Here is a 17,921-nt window from a genome sequence, read left to right as displayed (position 1 = left end):
AGTGTTGTAAAAAACAGGTGTTAGGTTTATGAATTACATTAAAACCTAACACCTACAATAGGGAGGTTAAAATGATAAATTATACTGAAGTTAAAGATATAATTAAAAGAAAGCTTATAGGGATTCATATGACTAACATTGGCAGGGCTGCTGATATGTTATGGATTCAATATGGAAATTTTATAACCGCTAAAAACTATAAAGGAGAAGAAGTTAGAAAAAGCGAATATGCAATTCATGTCCAGGGTCCTTGGAGTTTTATGCAAAACGAAAATATTTTGTTATCGAGTAATGATATATTAGAATTAGGAAATAAGAAGGGTGAAAAACAATTAAAAGAAGATAATGTTTTATTTGATGATAAGTGTGAAGAATTCATAAAAAAGGTGTTACCAGTAACTGTTAGAGATGTTGATATAAGCGAAGATGGATCTTTAAATATATTGTTAAGCAAAAATTTGAGGTTCCAAGCAATTACGGATAAAAATAAAAAAAATGAATATTGGAGATTTATAGATAATAATAAAAAGGAGCATTTGGTAATATTTGAAGAGTTTTAATGAATTTGATTACTTTAATTGTATTAAGGTATATATTAATAAAATGGAAACTTTCACTTTGGAACTCTAATGTATTTTTTAAGAGAAAAGATTCATGGGGAGGTATTATAACTGACCTAATTACCCTGCATAAATATCTGTATGCAGGTTGTGATTTTGTAAACAAAATTGACCCGTCAGGACACTTTTCAATTTTAGGAGTAATGACGGCGATAACAGTTTCCGCCATAGTAGCTTCCATTGCAATACCTGTTTTCACGGGAATATACCTTGCAATAGTAAATAAAGTATCAGTGTTGGATTCCATTGCAGCATTGTGTTCGGAAGATGTCTGGATAGAGGCTGCTATGGGCATTGGAATGGGAACAATAGTAGGATTGGGATTAAAGCAATAGCCAAAAAACTGGCATGCGAAGTGGTGGTATTTATAGGAGTAATTATGTCCCTGTGGAGCCTTTACTAGTCAATTGATTTAAGTATTAATATGATAAAGGGAGGGGTATCACGGGAGCAGGTAGCCAGATACCTGGCAGTACTTACGGCAACGATAATACTGACTACATTAATAGGAAAGGTATGTTTCACTGAGGATACCCTGATTAAGACGGAGGACGGCTATAAAGAAATCAAAGATATAGAGGTAGGGGATTTAGTTTACTCAGAAGACCCGCTGACAGGAGAAAAAGGACTAAAGAGGGTAACTAATATATTTGTAAATGAAACCAGCGTTTTAGTAAGGATTTATGTAGGAGATGAAGAAATAGAGACAACACCCACCCATCCATTCTGGGTAATAGGAAAGGGATGGGTAGCAGCAGGTGACATAGAAGCAGGAGATAAGGTATACTTATATTCAGGAGAAGGAAAAGAAGTAAAGGAAGTAAGGCTTGAGTATTTAGATACACCAATAAAAGTATATAACTTTGAAGTTGAAGACTGGCATACATACTTTGTATCAGAGCAGGACGTATTTGTACATAATGAATGTAGCGAGCTACCAAAACAGAAAGTTGTTAAAGAGGGCGGAGTTACCATAGAACACTATTATCCGAATGACCATGGTAATCCTGTTCATCTGCATGTTAAAGGTGGTGGTTCAAACACAAAGATTGGTCCACAAGGTAAATCTCTTAAAGGACAACCGGAATTGTCAAGTAAACAAAAGAAAGTAGTTGAAGATAACATTAGTGAAATAAAAGCTATAATTAAGAAAATACAAAAATGGATAAGGAAACAATAAGATCTTAATTGTGCAATACTAAAAAATAATAAAGAAAAGGAGCCGGTTTATCATGATGTTTGAAAATATTAATAGTTGGCTTGAGTTTATTAAAAAGACTTCGCTGAAAGATTTAACCGGTGTAATTAATGAAGATTTTTATTTAGATGAATATGTTAAAAACATGGAATCAGATATAGTCAATCCAGAATTATTGGTAGATATAGAAGAAAAGATAAAAGGTTCTGAAATTGAGAAATTATTTTGGGAGAAAACATTGTTATTTATTAATGTTAAATGTTTAAAAGATGAATTATTAGACTACTTAATTGATAATAATATAGCCAATGAAATTTTAGGACATTTAAAATTACCTGATAAATATTTATGGAAACTTGTAGATAAAACTGAAGAAGCTGTTTTAACTTTAGGAAAGAGAATGTATATTGAAGAAAAATACAAATACGAAGAATTTCAAGACTTTTTAGCTAAGTTTCCAAATAAATATTGGCTTTGGAATAGCTTATTAAATGTCGAACCCATTTGTAATGAAAAGAAAAAAATTTTGATTAAGATGCTTTTTAAAATCACAAATTTCGATGATTTAAAGAAAAAGGTTATTACAATAACAGTGTCAAATAGGATAAAAAATACAAAAAGCATTATCGTTATAAAAAAATATTACAAAACAATGATACCAGAGTACTTATTAGCAATATCACAAAACCCCATAACACCCATTTATATGCTTGAAAATTTAGTTAATATAGAAAGAATAAAATATGCTAATCAGATTAGAAATTTTTCAAAAATTAACTTAAGTAGCAAAAAAGGATTTAAAGATTAGGAAGTCGTGTTAATATATGAAAATAAAGGTATTGAATATTTATTATTATCAGTAACTGAAGAAAGTGAGGGATTTATTTGCAAAATTATATTTAAACACTAAAATTTAAAAGAAAGAAAAATTTTATATGATTGTATACGAATATGATGAATTAAACAGGCTTTCAGAAGTAAAGGATCCGTTTGGAAATACTACAACTTATACCTATGACGTGGTTAGGAACAAATTAAGTATCAGTTATTCCAACGGCACAATAACAGAGTATACTTATGATAAACTCTACCGTTTAACGAAGATGGAGACCCGTAAGGCTAACGGGGATATAATATCATCCTACGAGTATACGCTGGGATTGGCGGGCAACAGGCTTAAGGTATCGGAGAATACAGGAAGAGTTGTAGAGAATAGTTATGATGATACATATAAGCTTATTGAAGAAAAGATTACTATGCATAAGTATTTTTATGCAAATGCAAACCCGATGACTTATTATGACCCCAGTGGTTATTTTAGCATTAGCTATGTGGTAATAGGCATTGCAATATCAAGTATATTAGCAGGTATTGTAAGCGGGGTTTTTGCATACTTAAGGACAGGAAGCTTAAAAGAAGCACTGTGGTCAGGGGTAAAATCAGTAGCATTTTCGGCGGTAATGTCAATTATCTGTTTGAAGTTTCCGGCTGTAGTGCCATACTTGTTGTCGTTTGGTATAGGTACGATTGCATATCAGATATCAACCGGTGAGTTTGATGGCATGGATGCTGCAGAGATAGCCACATAGTAGTTCAGACAATTTTCTGGAGTTTGTTTAGAAGCTATGCGCCTGGTCTGGGAAGTGGTGCAAAGAGTAATGTAAAGAAAAATCCTTTTGAAAATATTGAGATAGATACTAAACAATTAGGTAAGAAATGGGGTAAACATAAATATGACTATCCTCAGCTAAAAGACTTTAATGAATATGTAAATCTTATAGATGATGTATTTCATAATTATGACAGAATAATTTACGATTCTCTGAATAGGGAATACTACTACATAAAAGGTTCAGAGCTATTACGAGTAGGTGAAGCGGGGAATTTTATAAGTCTATATCCAGGTGCAGGGTCTCAGAGAGTAATAAATGCCATTAATAATATGATGTCACAGAAAGAGGTTGATTATTTCTATCTGGTTCCAATTCACATTTTACATGCTATTAGAAATATGTTTCAGAAAAGGGAGTGATGAATCAGTGGGGCGGTTATAGAATTAACAATTTATTATAAAGAGATAATTCATTTAAACAGAATTATTAAATACTTGGATAATGCTGGTTATAAGGTAATTGTGGATGGAATTGAGATACTTGATGATTGGTCATATACCAATCATCAAGTAATAAATTACTGTGAAGAAACGATAAACTTGAATGAAATGATATCTAACGGCAAAATAATAATTGCTAATTTAAAAGTAAATGGGTTAAGATCAGGATATTATATTTTGAAAGTTGATAATGGTATTTACGAGATAGGTATTTGGTTTGATACAGACAAGATGTCAAGCCTGGACAGTGATGCAATTACTGATGAGAATAAATTTATTTATAACAAGATTACAAATGCAGTAATTAACAATATTGACAACAAAAAATTATTACTGATTGGAATTGGTGTTGAAACAATAATAGAATACGACAGAATATTACAAAATATAGTTGATAATAGCAAAAATATATTGATATGGATATTACCTCGAGATAAAAAAATTAATATTCAACATTTTTACAAGAAAGAAGAAAAAGAATTTTTTAATATATACTTTAGGTAAAAATTACTTTAGGTAAAAATGGTACTATAATTCTAAGTAAAAGAAACTAGGCAAAGGGGATATAAAAATGAATAATGTCTTTCAGAAAGCAAAAGAATTCATATACAGGAATGCCAGGCCGCTGGATTTTGCTCGGTGGCTATATCATTTTGAAAACGGAAGCAAAGAGGCGGTTTTGAACATGCCCTTGAACCAGATTCATGGAATCCAAATTTTTCACCTATTCAGACCTGGCTTGCAACTGAAATATTGCGTGAAATCAAGTTTACTGACAAATCGCATCCGCCAATCAGGGGAATATTGGATTACCTCGGCAGCGGCAAAGATTTTAACGGACATTTCTGGTTAAACATCATAGACAGCAATGATAATTATCCCCATGCCTCATGGTGGAATACTAAAAGCAGGGGTGTTCATGATGACTACAATCCTACGGCTTGTCTGGCAGGTTTTATCATTAGGTAAGCGGATAAGGACAGTGAGCTTTATGCCCTTGGCTGCCGTATAGCAAAAGAAGCTGTGGATACTTATATGAATCAGGGGTTTCTTGGAAACATGCACACAGTGCTATGCTATATCCGCCTTATGCAATATGCTGAAGAAGTAGGCGCTGATGATATTTTTGACAATAATGCTTTAAAAGCCAAATTAATAAAGCAGGTTGAAAAAAGTATTACGAGGAATGCCGGTGAATGGGAAACATCATATGTTTGCAGGCCTTCGCAATTTTTTAACAGCAAAGAAAGCATATTTTATATTAATAATAAAGAGATTGCAGATTTTGAATGTGATTTTATAATTAAAACACAGCTGGATGACGGTTCGTGGAATATCACGTGGAACTGGGCGGATTATCCTGAAGAGTGGGCGGTAAGCAAAAACTGGTGGAAATCCAATGGCATAATTACAAATCTTCTTTATTTGAAGGGTTTTAAAAAAATTTAGTTTTAACGGAATTAATGTGAGATTAGATATAAACGCAGTTTATTATAGTGTACAAATTTTAAAAAATTCTATATAATATACCTTGATGGATACTAACAAATCAAGCATAAAAAACAATTTAATAAAGCTGGTTTTGTTTTTTTTGGTGGCACTATTGTCCATTTTTCTAATAATGACGGCAGTAAGTATGTTTAGTTTACCTGCTCCCGATGTTGCAGGAGTGGGTGGGAATAACAACTCAATGGATGATAATGGCGATACAGAAAACAGTAAGGATAGAGATGGGGAATATTTTGGACAACCTGATGATGACAAAAAAGAGGAGGAAGAAGAAACAGCTGGCTACGAGGAAGAAAATTTAAACAATCAGGACGGAGATATTGAGGATTTTAACCACTGGAAAGAACAAGCCAGGGAAAGAAAGGACGAGGTGTTTAACCCTTCCTTTGGAGAAAATTATGCACAGGAAGAAGAAAATAAAAGTCTTTTGCCTGATGCAGGTAACATTAATGATGACTTTTTTAATGGTACGCCAAATATTGATATTTCAGGAAATAGAAACGGGGATGGCATTCCATTTGGTGGAGACGGTTTAGGAAACAGCATAATAGCTGATGAAGAAAAATCAGGGCATATTCCTGTTCTTGAAGTTTTAGGGGAGCCAAATTTTCCTTTTTTAAAAGTAATGGTTATGGAAAACTATTATAAAAACCGCTGGTTGATTAATACAGAGGAAGAGCCTGAATTAAAATTAATGATTGGGGTAGAGATGGAGGAGAATTTCTCAAAAAACTCTGTAAAAATAAAGCCTGTCGAACCTGCCAGCGGGAATTTGCCTGTGCTGTCTGGAAATATTGAACTAAAGTATCGTCATGCCTTGTTAAAATACGAAAACACAGGAATATATGTTGCAGAAAACCCGGTGGAGACTTTTTATGAAATGGTTTATACTGTGCCCCCCACTGAAGAAAAACTAAGGAATGCAAAAGTAAGTAAGTCCCATTATGAAATTTCATATTCAAAAGAAATGGAAGCTTTACTTGACACTATAATAGAAAACTGCAATAGCGATTATGAAGCCATTAAGTTTGTAGAAGAATACCTTCTTAATAATTACATTTTGGACAATTCAGTTATAAATAACTACGGGGATAATGACGGGATACACTCTTTTCTTTTTGAAGGTGAAAAAATAGGAAACAGCCTGGATTTTTTATCTGCTTATGCATTTATTTTAAGGGCTATTGGAATTCCGTGCAGGCTGGCTATAGGGTACAGAATTGATGATACAAAGCCATACCAGATAGTATATGGTGATCAAAGGTATATTTATCCTGAAATTAAATTTGAGGAGTATGGATGGATACCTATGGATGTTTTCCCCAGCTATCCTTTTTATACCCCGCCGGAAAGCACCGTTACAGAAATAACCCATGCTGACCCTGTAGCAAAGCGGGGAACAAGCTTTAATGTCCGGGGAAGGGTAAGAGATTCCCATGGAAGGCTGTTAGACGGTATGCAAGTACTTATATATCTAAAGGAAGAAAAAGATGCACCGTGTCTTTCCTATACAAAGGCAAATGTTGAAAACGGGTATTTTGAAGTGGAATGTGATGTAAAAGAACAGACAGGTCCGGGTAAGTATCATGTAATTGCAGAACTTCTTGAAAATGATTTATACAGGACATCCTCCAGCGACCCGGAACTAAAAGTGGTAACAGATACCCATTTGGAGATATATTCAGAAAGCACAATAATAGGTACAACTTTTAAAATAGAAGGGAAAATCACAGATGTTTTTTCAGGGGAAGGCTTAGAAAATTTTCCTATAAACATAAAATTTGATGGAATTGATATTTTTGAAGAAGTTTACTCCGAGGAAGGAGGAAAGTTTAGCAAAAATATAAAAATCCAAATTCCTGATAATTTATCCCCTATAAAAAAAATGTTTTTTGCAAAAAAGTATTCACTTTCTTATAATGCAAACTTTTATGGTACAGAGTTTTACTATCCTTCTAATGTGAGTGTGAATTTAATTGTATGGAAACTTATGCCCCTGAGGATTTTATTGGCGATAATTTTATTGTTATTGTCAGTGGCAGCCATTGTATTTTTAATTATAAAAACAAAAAGCATGCAGCTTTTTAAGAAGCCTGAACTAGCTTTAGCAGATGGTGAGAATACTCATTTGCCGCTTTCAGATTTTAGTTATGTAGCGGACAGAAAAAGAGGAAGGATGAAGTTATTTGTAGAATTTCCCCTTATAAAGGAGAATTTCCCTGATGTCTGGGGAGTTGGAGATACCTTATTAGTAAGGTTTGTAGATGAAAGGGGGAATTTTTGTGAAAAACAGCTAACTTTTCACAAGAAAGGAAAATACACAATTAATGTTTCAGAAAAAAATACCCTGTTATCTTCAAGGCAATTAAAAATTGTTATATACAGGGAAGAAATTATATATTCAGGTCAAAAATTTTTAAAAGATATACTTGGAAAAGATATTAAAATTAGTGCTACAATGACTTTAAGGGAAATATGTCTTTCTTTAAAATCTAAGATTCCGGAGAGTAAATACAAAATTTTAGAAAAAATATTTGTTATTTTAGAAAAATCGGTGTATAGTTTAGATGTTATAGATAGAAATGATTATGAAATGTTTTTAAATGCCATTGAAAATTACAAAAACCAATTGTAACTATAAAACCGTATGTATAAAACACAAAGCATGCAGGATAAGAGGAAAGTATATTAGGAGGAACAGGATGCACCCAAAAGGTATACAGGAGAAAAACAATATTTTTAAAGAACTTTTAGTTTATCCGCTGATTTTTGTTGCACTTGTATTTTTGTCATGGTATTACTTTTTATTACCGGAAGGTCGTTGGTACCATGCAAAAGAACAAGTATACTTTTTGATTTTTTCCGTGTGTGCATTCTTTTTGGCAATTAGCATTAAGAAAATTTTTGTATTTTTTCTAAAGGGTAAAAACGCTGAATTCATAGAAAAATTAATTGTTATACTTGGGACCGGTGTGGCTTTGTTTTTGTTTTTTTATTATATTTCAGATTACCAAAATTTAAAAGACGCAAGTATAGGAATTCTCTTTTTTACCATAGCAGTTATTTTGCATAAAATAAGTGAGCTTTACAGAAGCGGTATATATTCAGAAAGCATTATCATTGCAGGTTCCTACATTTTAGCCGGGGTTACCGTGGAAATTGCCTACAGCTCTCTATGGCCTGAACCTGATAAAGAGCATTCCATTAATGTAATTTTAATGCTTTCTTTTATAATTCTCTCTGTTTTGCAGTTAATATCTCTGATAGATGTTACAGAAAAGCAGAGTTTAATTAAAATTTCCTCATGGCTTAAAAGAAATCATTTATTAAAATTTATAATTATAAGTATAGCACTTTTTATGCTAATTGATGTTAGGAGGGTTATTTTGCTTAAGGATGTAAAAACGGGATGGATTTTTGTTTTTGTTGTTTTGCTTGTGGTTTTTATTCTTCTTATAGCCAGCATCAGAAGGGTAATAAAGGAAGAGCCTGATGTAAGGCTGAAAAAACATTTACAGAGGATAACCTATGATAAGATAAGGGATATCTCCAGTATATCCAAATATGTTGATGACTTTGTAATGACAGGAAGAAAAAGCGGCTTAACCTCTTATCTCTTTTATATGGCATACAGGGTTGAGATTCCTGTAGTTACAGCAAGCAGAATAATAGCTCCTATTTTAGAGCATAAAGATATTGAAGTTACAGAAATAATGTCTGCAAAAAATTACAGGGTTATAGAGGAGAGAAACAAGCAAAACAGGATAAAAGTAGTAAAAGATGTTACTGATAATTTAGAACTATATGGAAGGGGAAGGTATTATGAATATAGAGGAAATTCAGCAATTAATACAAAAGACAATAGATGAGATAGGTAAGGTTTTTGTGACAGAAGACCAGTCGCTTATAAAGAAAATATTATGCGGTTTTTTAGCGGGAGGTCACATACTTTTTGAGGACAATCCAGGTCTTGGGAAAACCTTGCTGGTGAAAATTTTAGCAAAGACAACAGGGTGTGAATGGAAAAGAATCCAGTTTACTCCTGATTTAATGCCGTCGGATATTTTAGGTACAAAGATATGGAAGGGTACTTCTTTAGGGTTTGAACTTGAAAAAGGTCCAGTATTTACAAATTTTCTTCTTGCTGATGAAATAAACAGGGCGATGCCCAAAAGCCAGTCAGCACTTCTTGAGGCAATGGAAGAAAGACAGGTTTCCATTGAGGGGACAACCCATGTGTTAAAACCTCCTTTTATTGTAATGGCAACCCAAAACCCCATTGAAATGGAGGGGACTTACCCGCTGCCGGAGGCTCAAATGGACAGGTTTATGATGAAGCTGTCCTTAGGTTATTTAAAAAGTGAAGAAAAAGAGTGCCAGGTTTTAAAAAGGAGGATAATGTGGCAAAAAGATGACCCTACAGCGGATATACAGTCAGTTATTACCATGGAACAAATTTTAAAAATACAGGGGCAGGTTGAAAAGGTTTATGTGGATGACAATGTTTTAATGTACATAACCAGGATAATCAGAAAAACCAGGGAAGACTCCGGTGTAAAAATTGGTGCAAGTCCAAGGGGAGGACTGGCACTTTTAAAACTTTCCCGTGCAAAGGCCCTTATTGACGGAAGGGATTATGTTATTCCGGATGATGTTAAGTTTATTGCAGTTGATGCCTTAGCTCATAGGATAATACTCCATGTGGAACACATATTAGAGGGAAAAACTCCGGAGGCAATTGTAAAAAATATTCTCAAAAATGTGGAAGTGCCTAAAAGCTACAGAAGAGATAAGGCAGGAGGGTTTTAATAGTGCAGAGATATATTTTCATTTTAAGCTCTGTATTTTTAGCACTTTTAATATCCGGCTTTTTATTTGCCAACAATATACTTTTGATGATATCCTTTATTCCTCTGGCTTTTTTAGCTGTTGGGTACTTTATAGAAGGACCAAAAGATATAACTATTAAAAAAAACATTTCTAAAAAAAGAGCCACTGTGGGGGAAATATTGGATGTAGAGCTGGAAGTTAGTATACAATCAGGCATTGGCCCTATACAAATATCTGATTTTATCCCTCAGCATTTTGAATTGGTGGAAGGAAGTAATTTTTATACGGTGTGGAAGGGAAAGAAGCCTAGAAAATTAAATATTTCTTATAAAATTAAATGTACAACGTCGGGTATTTACCTTTTAAACGAGACAAGGTGGAAATCAGGACATGTTATTTGCAACTACTGGAAAAATGGAAGTTTTAAAAATGATATTTCCATAGAGATTACCCCAAGGCTTTTGGAACTTAAAAAAGTGAGGGGGGTATCGGTGACAAGTAAAATTCCCATGCCCCAAGGGGCACTGGCCAGCATGGGGATGACTACAAATGATTTTAAGGAAATACGTTCCTATTACCCGGGAGATCCTTTCAAGTCTATTAACTGGAAGGCCACTTCCAGAAACCTTGTAAGAGGGGAAATATGGCCTGTGGTAAATGAATTTGAAAAAGAGGGAAAAAAGACTGTCTGGATATTTTTGGATACTTCTAAAATAATGGGGTACGGTACCAATATAAAAAATGTTATGGAATATTCCATTGAAGCGGTAAATGGACTAGGGGATTATTATTTAAAGCAAAACTGCAATTTGGCACTTGTTACATATGGCGGGGAACATGAAGTGTTTGTCCCTCCAGGAACGGGTAAACAGCAGTATTTTAAAATATTAAAAGAATTAATAAATATAAAAAACAATTATTACAGGCTTGACGATTTTTATAAAGCAGTAAAGTCCCTTGACGATGTGGTGTATTCATATAAAAGTTATTTCCCGGGACTTAGACCTATGTTTATTATAATTACAAGATTTTGCAATAACAATTTTTATGAAATTCAAAGTGCAGTGGAGACTATGTCCCGTTATACAAGTAGAAACGGTCTTTTTCCAAGTATAATGGTATTAAATATTGTAGGCTATGAATTGATGGCGGAAAATGAATCAGAAAGAATTGCCTCAAGCATTCTCCAGTCAATGAATGTAATAATATCTAAAGATTTGAGAAAACAATGCATATGGATTGACTGGAATCCTGTGAAGGAAAGTTTGACAGGTGCACTTTTAAAACAGGTGGTGGGATATACATGAAGCATAGATTAAAAGCGGTATCAATATTTATGCTTACCTTTGCATATATAATTTCATATTATTTATTGTGCAGTACCCCTCCATATCAAAATATAGTAAAGGGAGAAATTTTAAGTACAAGAAGTATAATTTTAACAAACCTTGTTACTGCATCTTTTGTAGCTTTTGCATATTTTCACAAAAAAAGCATCTACAAAACTATAGCTATTGTATGTATACTTTTTTCTTCTTTTGCAGTACTGCCGCACTCAAAGTTTTTAATAGGTTCCGGAGAAATTGAAAAATTTATCCCTACAGAAATAACTGCTGTTATGATGCTGGGGGTTATTGTATTTTTGATGTTTGCACTAAGATTTAAAAAGTTTGAAGAGTATTTAAAAGAATGGCCTTTAGAAGGGGTGGAAGAGAGAGAAATACATAAAATATTAAAAGAAAAAATCAAGTTTTATTCAGTTTTTAATATTTTAATATCAGGTGTTTGTCTATTTTTAATAGCTACAGGATTTAAAACGTTTTATGAAAATGCTTCAGCTTCCTTTGTTGTATTTACTGCTTTTTTAGGTCTTGCTGTCATTACAGGATGTATTGCATTTATATCAAAAAGTATATTTTTTACAAAATAAAATGCTTTTAGGAGTGAAACTATGAGGCGAAAGACAATAGGGGTCATGCTTACCGGTATAAACGGGAGTTATTTGACTGATTTTTGGCTGATGATGAAAAAGGCTTCAGAGAAGCACAATTGCAATTTGTTTGTATATGACGGGAGGGCATTAAAGCATAGCAAGGACACAGATGGAAAACATTCCATTATATATAATTTTGTAAACAAAAACAGGATTGACGGGCTTGTTATATTTTCATCAACTATTGCAAATTTTATAGATGATTTGGAATTTGATTTGTTTTTAAAAAGATTTGAAGGGATACCCCTTGTATCTGTAGGAAGAAAAGTTCCTGATGCTATAAGTATATTAGTTGATAGCAAAGAGGGGATGAAAGAGCAGATAAGACATCTTATAAACCATCACGGATATAGGAAAATAGCCTTTGTAAAAGGACCTGAAACCAATTTAGAAGCTCTGGAGAGGTATGAGGCATATCTGGAAGTTTTAGAAGAGAACAATATAAAAAAGGATCCGGATATAATATTTCAGGGGGACTTTATTTTCCACACAGGCTATGAAATAATGAAAAATATTATTATAAAAAACACAGAGTACGATGCAATTGTTTTTTCTAATGATGATATGGCGCTAGGTGCTGCAAGTGCCATAGTGGATTTGTCTCAAAAATATAACTTTGACGCTGCTAAAAAAGGTATAATGTGCGGATTTGACGACTCAATTAATTTAAAATTTACAAAGCCTTATATTACAACGGTAAGACAGCCCTTTGAAGAAATATGCAACCTTTCATTAAAAGCATTGCTTGATAAAATTGACGGCAAAGGGAAGGAAAAAGTTTATATAGTTCCTTCTGTTTTAGTAATAAGGGAAAGTTGCGGGTGTAAATCAGAAAAAAATCTAAGTGATATTTCCGATAATAATATATTAGATAATTACCTGAAATCATCTAATATAATGCTGGATGAAAATGTACAAACTTACTCATTAGAAGAGTTATACGATAGAATTACTAAACTTTTAAAACTGTGCAATTTAAACAGCCTTTTTATCTCAAAGTATGTGGGAGGTACAATTTTATATAAGGATGAATATTTATTTAATGTATCTTATGATATACCTGAAAAGTCTGAACTTTTATATGCTTTTTACAATGGGGAGAGGATTGATTGTATAAAAGAAGATATTAAATATTTTGATACTAAAGATGTGGTGCCTGATTCTTATATTCCTTTTGAAAAAAGATTCATTTATCTTTTAACACCTTTATTTTTTGACAGGGAACACTTAGGCATTATGTGTGTTGATGCCACAAATGCTAACCCACTTGAATTGCAGATGTTAAAAATACAGGTGAGCAATTCATTAAAAGGTGCCCTTATGCTTTTAGAAAGGGGAAATGTGAAAAGGTTGTTACCTGAAAATGAAAGTTTAGCTTTGTTGGGGCATTTGTTAGGAAATGTTTCTCACGACCTTATGACGCCTATTATGTCCATATCCGGTGCTGCCACAGTTTTAGAAGATTTGGTGGATGAATACAAAGACTCAATAGGCGACAGGGATGTAACTATTGAAGACCATCACGAAATATCTAACGAAATGAAAAAATGGATAAAGAGAATAAAAGATTTTAATTCACATATTTCAAAAGCCGTTTCCACAGTCAAAAACCAGGCAGTCCGACTGGGTTTAGATATTACAAATAAATTATCCTGACTATAAAATAATAAGCCCATTCTTCCGATAAAGTATAAAGGATGCTGAAATTCAAAAAGAAGGAGAATGCTGTTATGATTGAACTAAAGGAACTATTAAGAATGGGTGTTGAAAAAAAGGCATCGGATATACACATAACCGTCGGAAGAGCCCCTTCTTTTAGAATTAACGGAGAGATGGCACCAATTGATGCAGAGGAACTTACACCGGAGCAAACTAAACAGTATGCAAGGGAATGTCTGGGAAAAGAAAAATTTGATGAGCTTGTGGCGGAGGGAGAAGTAGACTGTTCAATGACAGTTCCCGGAGTTTCCAGATTCCGTGTAAATGCTTTTTACCAGCGAGGTTCCATAGCAATAGTCTTCAGGGTATTAGCTTCTGATATTCCTACAATTGATAGTCTAAACCTCCCGCCTATAATCAGGGAACTGTGCAAAACAAAGGAAGGTTTGATATTGGTTACAGGTCCTACAGGTAGTGGTAAGTCTACAACTATGGCAGCTATAATAAATGAAATAAACCGGAATAAATGCGGGCATATTTTAACGTTAGAAGACCCAATAGAATATATATTTAAACATGAAAAATGTATTGTAAACCAAAGGGAAATGGGTCAGGACAGCAAAACATATGCAAAAGCTTTGAGGGCATCCTTAAGGGAAGACCCGGATGTAATATTTATAGGTGAGATGAGGGATATAGAGTCCATCAGTATAGCTGTTACAGCGGCAGAAACAGGTCACCTTGTTTTATCAACCCTTCACACTTTAGGGGCGGCCAAGACACTAGACAGGCTTATAGACGTGTTTCCTGCAGACCAGCAACAGCAGATAAGGGTACAGGTTTCTGGTGCCTTAAAAGCAGTTATTTCCCAAAGGCTTATTCCTGATATTAACCGTAAAGGAAGGGTTGCAGCCTTTGAAATTATGATTGTTACACCGGCTATAAGCAATTTAATCAGGGAAGGAAAGATCACAGGTATTAATATGTGTATCCAGACAGGTTTTAACCAGGGCATGCAGTTAATGGACAAGCATATAGCAGATTTGTATAATGAAGGCAGAATTTCAAGAGACGATGCATATGCTTTTTGTGTGGACAAGGAAGCAATGAGAAGATATATAGGTTAGGTAGATAATATTAATTTTATTAATACACAAAAATTAATATACAAAATTTTAAAGCTCCATCTTCTATAAGGTGGAGCTTTTTATTATACTTATATGTGACAGCATATATAATACCATGTAGATTTATAAGTTTTATATATTTAATTTTTATTGACTAAATAACTATGAAATGCTATTATATGCATACTTACAGCCGGGGTGTATGAATTTGGGGGGTGGAAAATTTGATTGAGCTTGAGCAACTTTTAAGATTGGCAGTAAGGTACAATGCGTCAGATATGCATATTACAGTGGGACGGCCTCCAGCCTTCAGGATTAACGGACGGTTAAGGACAATTCCGGCGGATAAACTGACAGAAGAGGATACCCGGCGTTATGCCAAGGAATGCCTTAATAACGAAAAATACGAACAGCTTTTGTCTGAAGGTGAGGTTGATTATACAATATCTATTCCGGGTATTTCCAGATTCCGTGTAAATGCTTTTTTTCAAAAAGGCTGCATAGCAATGGCATTCAGGGTACTTCCATGTAGAATACCATCATTTGAAGAATTGGGATTTCCTCCTGTAATAAAAGATATATGCAAAATAAGAGAGGGAATGATACTTGTTACAGGTCCAACCGGAAGCGGCAAATCTACAACTATGGCATCTATAATAGATGAAATAAACTCCACAATGGATGGACATATATTAACATTAGAAGATCCCATTGAATTTATTTTCGAGCACAAAAAGTGTATTGTAAACCAAAGAGAAATAGGAAAGGACAGCAAATCATATGCAAATGCCCTGAGGGCATCGCTTAGGGAAGACCCGGATGTAATATTCATAGGGGAAATGAGAGATATTGAATCAATTAGTATAGCTGTAACTGCGGCGGAAACAGGCAATCTTGTTTTTTCCACACTGCACACCCTCGGGGGGGCAAAGACAATTGACAGGCTCATAGACGTGTTTCCATCAGATCAGCAGCAGCAGATAAGAACCCAGGTTGCGGGAGCACTAAAAGCCGTTATCTCCCAAAGGCTTATTCCTAAAAAAGATAATACCGGAAGGGTTGCAGCCATTGAGATTATGATTGTAACACCTGCTATAAGCAATTTAATTAGGGAGGGGAAGGTAGCTGGAATTAATTCCGCAATTCAGACAGGAGTAAGTCATGGAATGCAGCTTTTAGATAAATCCATAGCTGATCTTTACAAAAAGGGTAAAATTTCAAAAGAAAATGCTTATTTGTATTGCACAGATAAAGAAATGCTGAGGAGATTTTTAGGTGAGTAATTTCTTAAAAGATGAATAATTTGTTTGAAAGAATGTAAATATGGGTAGTTAAGTAATAAGACAAATAAAATCTGTTTTTAATTGTTTTTTAATAAAGCAGGGGAGTTGATAGCATGAAAAAATGGTGGCAGTGTCCAAAATGCAAAGAGTATAAAATGGTTGAGGAAAGCTTAAATTGTATAAGATGTTCTAACTGTGGAAGGTTTTTTGATGAAAATACAAATGAAATAAATGTAAATATATCTTTATATAATTTGACCCCTATAGACAGACACTGTGATTTGAATTAAAATTTATATCATTTAATATTTATATCATTTAAAAAAACAGGTTGCATAACCTGTTTTTTTAAATGAAATTATCAGATTATTTTATTATTTATGTCGGAATTATGATATAATTTTATAGAAAGTGTCGATAATTCTCAAATGGGGGAATATAATATGAAAATAAAAAAATACAAACTTAAAAAGCCTCTTAATACCATAAATGCGATTCTAATAGTAGTTTTAGGGATTCTTCTAGTGTTTTCCAGACAGTGGGCGGGGCTTGTTTTTTTTGCAGGTGTTTTTGTAAATTGTCTGTATTATCTTATATCAAATAAAAACAGCTCCATTAAAAACACAGTATACATTGTATGTGTTGTGATAATTGCCCAGGTTGCGTTGCTAGGTTTTTATGATTTTACAAGAAATATTCTCTATGCCAATGGTTCATATGTATACAAATCCGATGTGGAAGATATAATAAATTTTTTTGAAAATGAAAGTCTCAACAACTCTTTTGTAGAAAAGGACGAATACATCAATATGAAAGAAAATTTATTAAATAAAATATTAATTAAAAAAAGAGATGTGGAAGATTATTTAAATGAAGCAAAAATGCTAAGCAGGCAGAATGAAATGTACTTTTCTTATGTCAGCGGGATACAATATGAAAAAAAAGAAAAGGATGAATGTGAAGAAAACACAGGCTCTATTTTTGAAAAGCAAGGTCCTGAAGTGTTTGAATATATTAAATTACCTGAATTTGAAGAATGTAATTTAGAAGTATTAAAGGACAGGTTAGAAGAGAAAAAGAATGATATATTGATAATTGATTTAAGGGGCAACAAAGGGGGAAAAAGGGATGTATTGATAGATATAGCTTCATTATTTTTGCCGAAAGGCACAGAGGTTATGACTGTTCATGGAAAACATCAAAAAACAACTTATTTTTCAAAAGGCGGTCATTATAATTTTGACAAAATTTTATTTCTTGTGGACAAATCTACAGCTTCTTGTGCAGAAGTTCTGGCTCTTTCACTAAAAAATCATTATTCTGACAAAGTTAAGGTAATTGGAAGCAGGACGGTAGGGCAGGGAGTTGGCAAAAGCGTTAACAAATATCAAAAAAGCGGAATTGAAGTTGGTGTTGTAACTTCAACATGGACTGTGGGAGAAAAAGATGTTAATGCACTGTTTGACTATATAGAAAATGACAGCGGGGGAAGAAAGTTTGAAAGTGAGGATGATTACTTTAGTGCAGTGGTAACAATTTTGTCAGAAAAAGAATAGTGCAACTATAAAACGGAATTTATTTTTACCGAT

General features: G+C 33.5%; 19 protein-coding genes. All 19 read left to right on the top strand.

Annotation, left to right across the window (positions count from 1 at the left end; genetic code table 11):
• Nucleotides 1–71 precede the first annotated feature (71 nt).
• The 19 genes from HVS_RS11730 to HVS_RS11650 all read left to right on the top strand — a co-directional run bounded on the left by HVS_RS11730 (nt 72) and on the right by HVS_RS11650 (nt 17,888).
• Entirely contained in the window at nt 72–560 is a 489-nt protein-coding gene (locus HVS_RS11730) for a hypothetical protein (protein ID WP_101302601.1), read from the top strand.
• On the top strand, nt 560–955 hold the full coding sequence (locus HVS_RS11725) for an RHS repeat-associated core domain-containing protein (protein WP_101299436.1): 396 nt from the start codon (nt 560–562) through the stop codon (nt 953–955). Before HVS_RS11730 ends, HVS_RS11725 begins: the two co-directional genes overlap by 1 nt.
• An 89-nt stretch (nt 956–1,044) precedes the next feature.
• A complete protein-coding gene (locus HVS_RS11720; RefSeq protein WP_101302599.1) occupies nt 1,045–1,800 on the top strand; it encodes a polymorphic toxin-type HINT domain-containing protein in 756 nt (251 codons plus the stop codon).
• A 52-nt stretch (nt 1,801–1,852) separates the two neighbouring features.
• Nucleotides 1,853–2,626, top strand: a complete 774-nt coding sequence (locus HVS_RS11715) for a hypothetical protein (protein ID WP_101302597.1) — start codon at nt 1,853–1,855, stop codon at nt 2,624–2,626.
• A gap of 127 nt (nt 2,627–2,753) precedes the next feature.
• Nucleotides 2,754–3,407, top strand: a complete 654-nt coding sequence (locus tag HVS_RS11710) for an RHS repeat domain-containing protein (RefSeq protein ID WP_101302595.1) — start codon at nt 2,754–2,756, stop codon at nt 3,405–3,407.
• A 23-nt stretch (nt 3,408–3,430) separates the two neighbouring features.
• On the top strand, nt 3,431–3,850 hold the full coding sequence (locus HVS_RS11705; protein WP_101302593.1) for a hypothetical protein: 420 nt from the start codon (nt 3,431–3,433) through the stop codon (nt 3,848–3,850).
• Between the two features lie 75 nt (nt 3,851–3,925).
• On the top strand, nt 3,926–4,435 hold the full coding sequence (locus tag HVS_RS11700; protein WP_101302591.1) for a hypothetical protein: 510 nt from the start codon (nt 3,926–3,928) through the stop codon (nt 4,433–4,435).
• A gap of 249 nt (nt 4,436–4,684) precedes the next feature.
• Nucleotides 4,685–4,900, top strand: a complete 216-nt coding sequence (locus HVS_RS17245; protein ID WP_242971554.1) for a hypothetical protein — start codon at nt 4,685–4,687, stop codon at nt 4,898–4,900.
• A 54-nt stretch (nt 4,901–4,954) separates the two neighbouring features.
• Nucleotides 4,955–5,380 (top strand): hypothetical protein, encoded by a 426-nt coding sequence (locus HVS_RS17240; protein ID WP_242971553.1) that lies wholly within the window; start codon nt 4,955–4,957, stop codon nt 5,378–5,380.
• Nucleotides 5,381–5,465: 85 nt separating this feature from the next.
• Nucleotides 5,466–8,075 (top strand): transglutaminase-like domain-containing protein, encoded by a 2,610-nt coding sequence (locus HVS_RS11690; RefSeq protein ID WP_101302589.1) that lies wholly within the window; start codon nt 5,466–5,468, stop codon nt 8,073–8,075.
• 67 nt (nt 8,076–8,142) lie between these two features.
• Nucleotides 8,143–9,309 (top strand): hypothetical protein, encoded by a 1,167-nt coding sequence (locus tag HVS_RS11685; RefSeq protein WP_101302586.1) that lies wholly within the window; start codon nt 8,143–8,145, stop codon nt 9,307–9,309.
• A complete protein-coding gene (locus tag HVS_RS11680) occupies nt 9,263–10,249 on the top strand; it encodes an AAA family ATPase (RefSeq protein ID WP_101302583.1) in 987 nt (328 codons plus the stop codon). Before HVS_RS11685 ends, HVS_RS11680 begins: the two co-directional genes overlap by 47 nt.
• Nucleotides 10,250–10,251: 2 nt before the next feature.
• Nucleotides 10,252–11,577, top strand: coding sequence for a DUF58 domain-containing protein (locus tag HVS_RS11675; protein WP_242971552.1), 1,326 nt, complete (start codon nt 10,252–10,254; stop codon nt 11,575–11,577).
• The gene (locus HVS_RS11670; protein ID WP_101302581.1) at nt 11,574–12,200 is read left to right on the top strand and encodes a hypothetical protein; all 627 of its coding nucleotides are present in this window, start codon (nt 11,574–11,576) and stop codon (nt 12,198–12,200) included. Before HVS_RS11675 ends, HVS_RS11670 begins: the two co-directional genes overlap by 4 nt.
• A 21-nt stretch (nt 12,201–12,221) precedes the next feature.
• Complete coding sequence (locus HVS_RS11665; RefSeq protein WP_101302579.1) at nt 12,222–13,919, top strand: substrate-binding domain-containing protein; 1,698 nt, start codon at nt 12,222–12,224, stop codon at nt 13,917–13,919.
• A 74-nt stretch (nt 13,920–13,993) separates the two neighbouring features.
• Nucleotides 13,994–15,049 (top strand): type IV pilus twitching motility protein PilT, encoded by a 1,056-nt coding sequence (locus tag HVS_RS11660; protein WP_169926545.1) that lies wholly within the window; start codon nt 13,994–13,996, stop codon nt 15,047–15,049.
• Nucleotides 15,050–15,273: 224 nt separating this feature from the next.
• Nucleotides 15,274–16,332 (top strand): type IV pilus twitching motility protein PilT, encoded by a 1,059-nt coding sequence (locus HVS_RS11655; RefSeq protein WP_101302576.1) that lies wholly within the window; start codon nt 15,274–15,276, stop codon nt 16,330–16,332.
• A 113-nt stretch (nt 16,333–16,445) separates the two neighbouring features.
• Nucleotides 16,446–16,622: a hypothetical protein gene (locus HVS_RS16585; protein ID WP_157943025.1), complete on the top strand. Its 177-nt coding sequence runs from the start codon at nt 16,446–16,448 to the stop codon at nt 16,620–16,622.
• Nucleotides 16,623–16,775: 153 nt separating this feature from the next.
• Nucleotides 16,776–17,888, top strand: a complete 1,113-nt coding sequence (locus tag HVS_RS11650; protein ID WP_159063450.1) for a S41 family peptidase — start codon at nt 16,776–16,778, stop codon at nt 17,886–17,888.
• Nucleotides 17,889–17,921: the final 33 nt, after the last annotated feature.

The organism is Acetivibrio saccincola (assembly GCF_002844395.1).
Classification (GTDB): domain Bacteria; phylum Bacillota; class Clostridia; order Acetivibrionales; family Acetivibrionaceae; genus Herbivorax; species Herbivorax saccincola.
Note: the sequence above shows the minus strand (reverse complement) of the source record. Positions and strands in the feature narration are given on the sequence as shown.

What these genes read in the sequence shown, in the direction of transcription:
- HVS_RS11715 (WP_101302597.1), top strand. Translation starts at nt 1,853, where the DNA reads ATGATGTTTGAAAATATTAATAGTTGGCTTGAGTTTATTAAAAAGACT.
- HVS_RS16585 (WP_157943025.1), top strand. Translation starts at nt 16,446, where the DNA reads ATGAAAAAATGGTGGCAGTGTCCAAAATGCAAAGAGTATAAAATGGTT.
- HVS_RS11685 (WP_101302586.1), top strand. Translation starts at nt 8,143, where the DNA reads ATGCACCCAAAAGGTATACAGGAGAAAAACAATATTTTTAAAGAACTT.
- HVS_RS11690 (WP_101302589.1), top strand. Translation starts at nt 5,466, where the DNA reads ATGGATACTAACAAATCAAGCATAAAAAACAATTTAATAAAGCTGGTT.
- HVS_RS11660 (WP_169926545.1), top strand. Translation starts at nt 13,994, where the DNA reads ATGATTGAACTAAAGGAACTATTAAGAATGGGTGTTGAAAAAAAGGCA.
- HVS_RS11710 (WP_101302595.1), top strand. Translation starts at nt 2,754, where the DNA reads ATGATTGTATACGAATATGATGAATTAAACAGGCTTTCAGAAGTAAAG.
- HVS_RS11720 (WP_101302599.1), top strand. Translation starts at nt 1,045, where the DNA reads ATGATAAAGGGAGGGGTATCACGGGAGCAGGTAGCCAGATACCTGGCA.
- HVS_RS11650 (WP_159063450.1), top strand. Translation starts at nt 16,776, where the DNA reads ATGAAAATAAAAAAATACAAACTTAAAAAGCCTCTTAATACCATAAAT.
- HVS_RS11730 (WP_101302601.1), top strand. Translation starts at nt 72, where the DNA reads ATGATAAATTATACTGAAGTTAAAGATATAATTAAAAGAAAGCTTATA.
- HVS_RS11680 (WP_101302583.1), top strand. Translation starts at nt 9,263, where the DNA reads ATGAATATAGAGGAAATTCAGCAATTAATACAAAAGACAATAGATGAG.
- HVS_RS11670 (WP_101302581.1), top strand. Translation starts at nt 11,574, where the DNA reads ATGAAGCATAGATTAAAAGCGGTATCAATATTTATGCTTACCTTTGCA.
- HVS_RS11665 (WP_101302579.1), top strand. Translation starts at nt 12,222, where the DNA reads ATGAGGCGAAAGACAATAGGGGTCATGCTTACCGGTATAAACGGGAGT.
- HVS_RS11725 (WP_101299436.1), top strand. Translation starts at nt 560, where the DNA reads ATGAATTTGATTACTTTAATTGTATTAAGGTATATATTAATAAAATGG.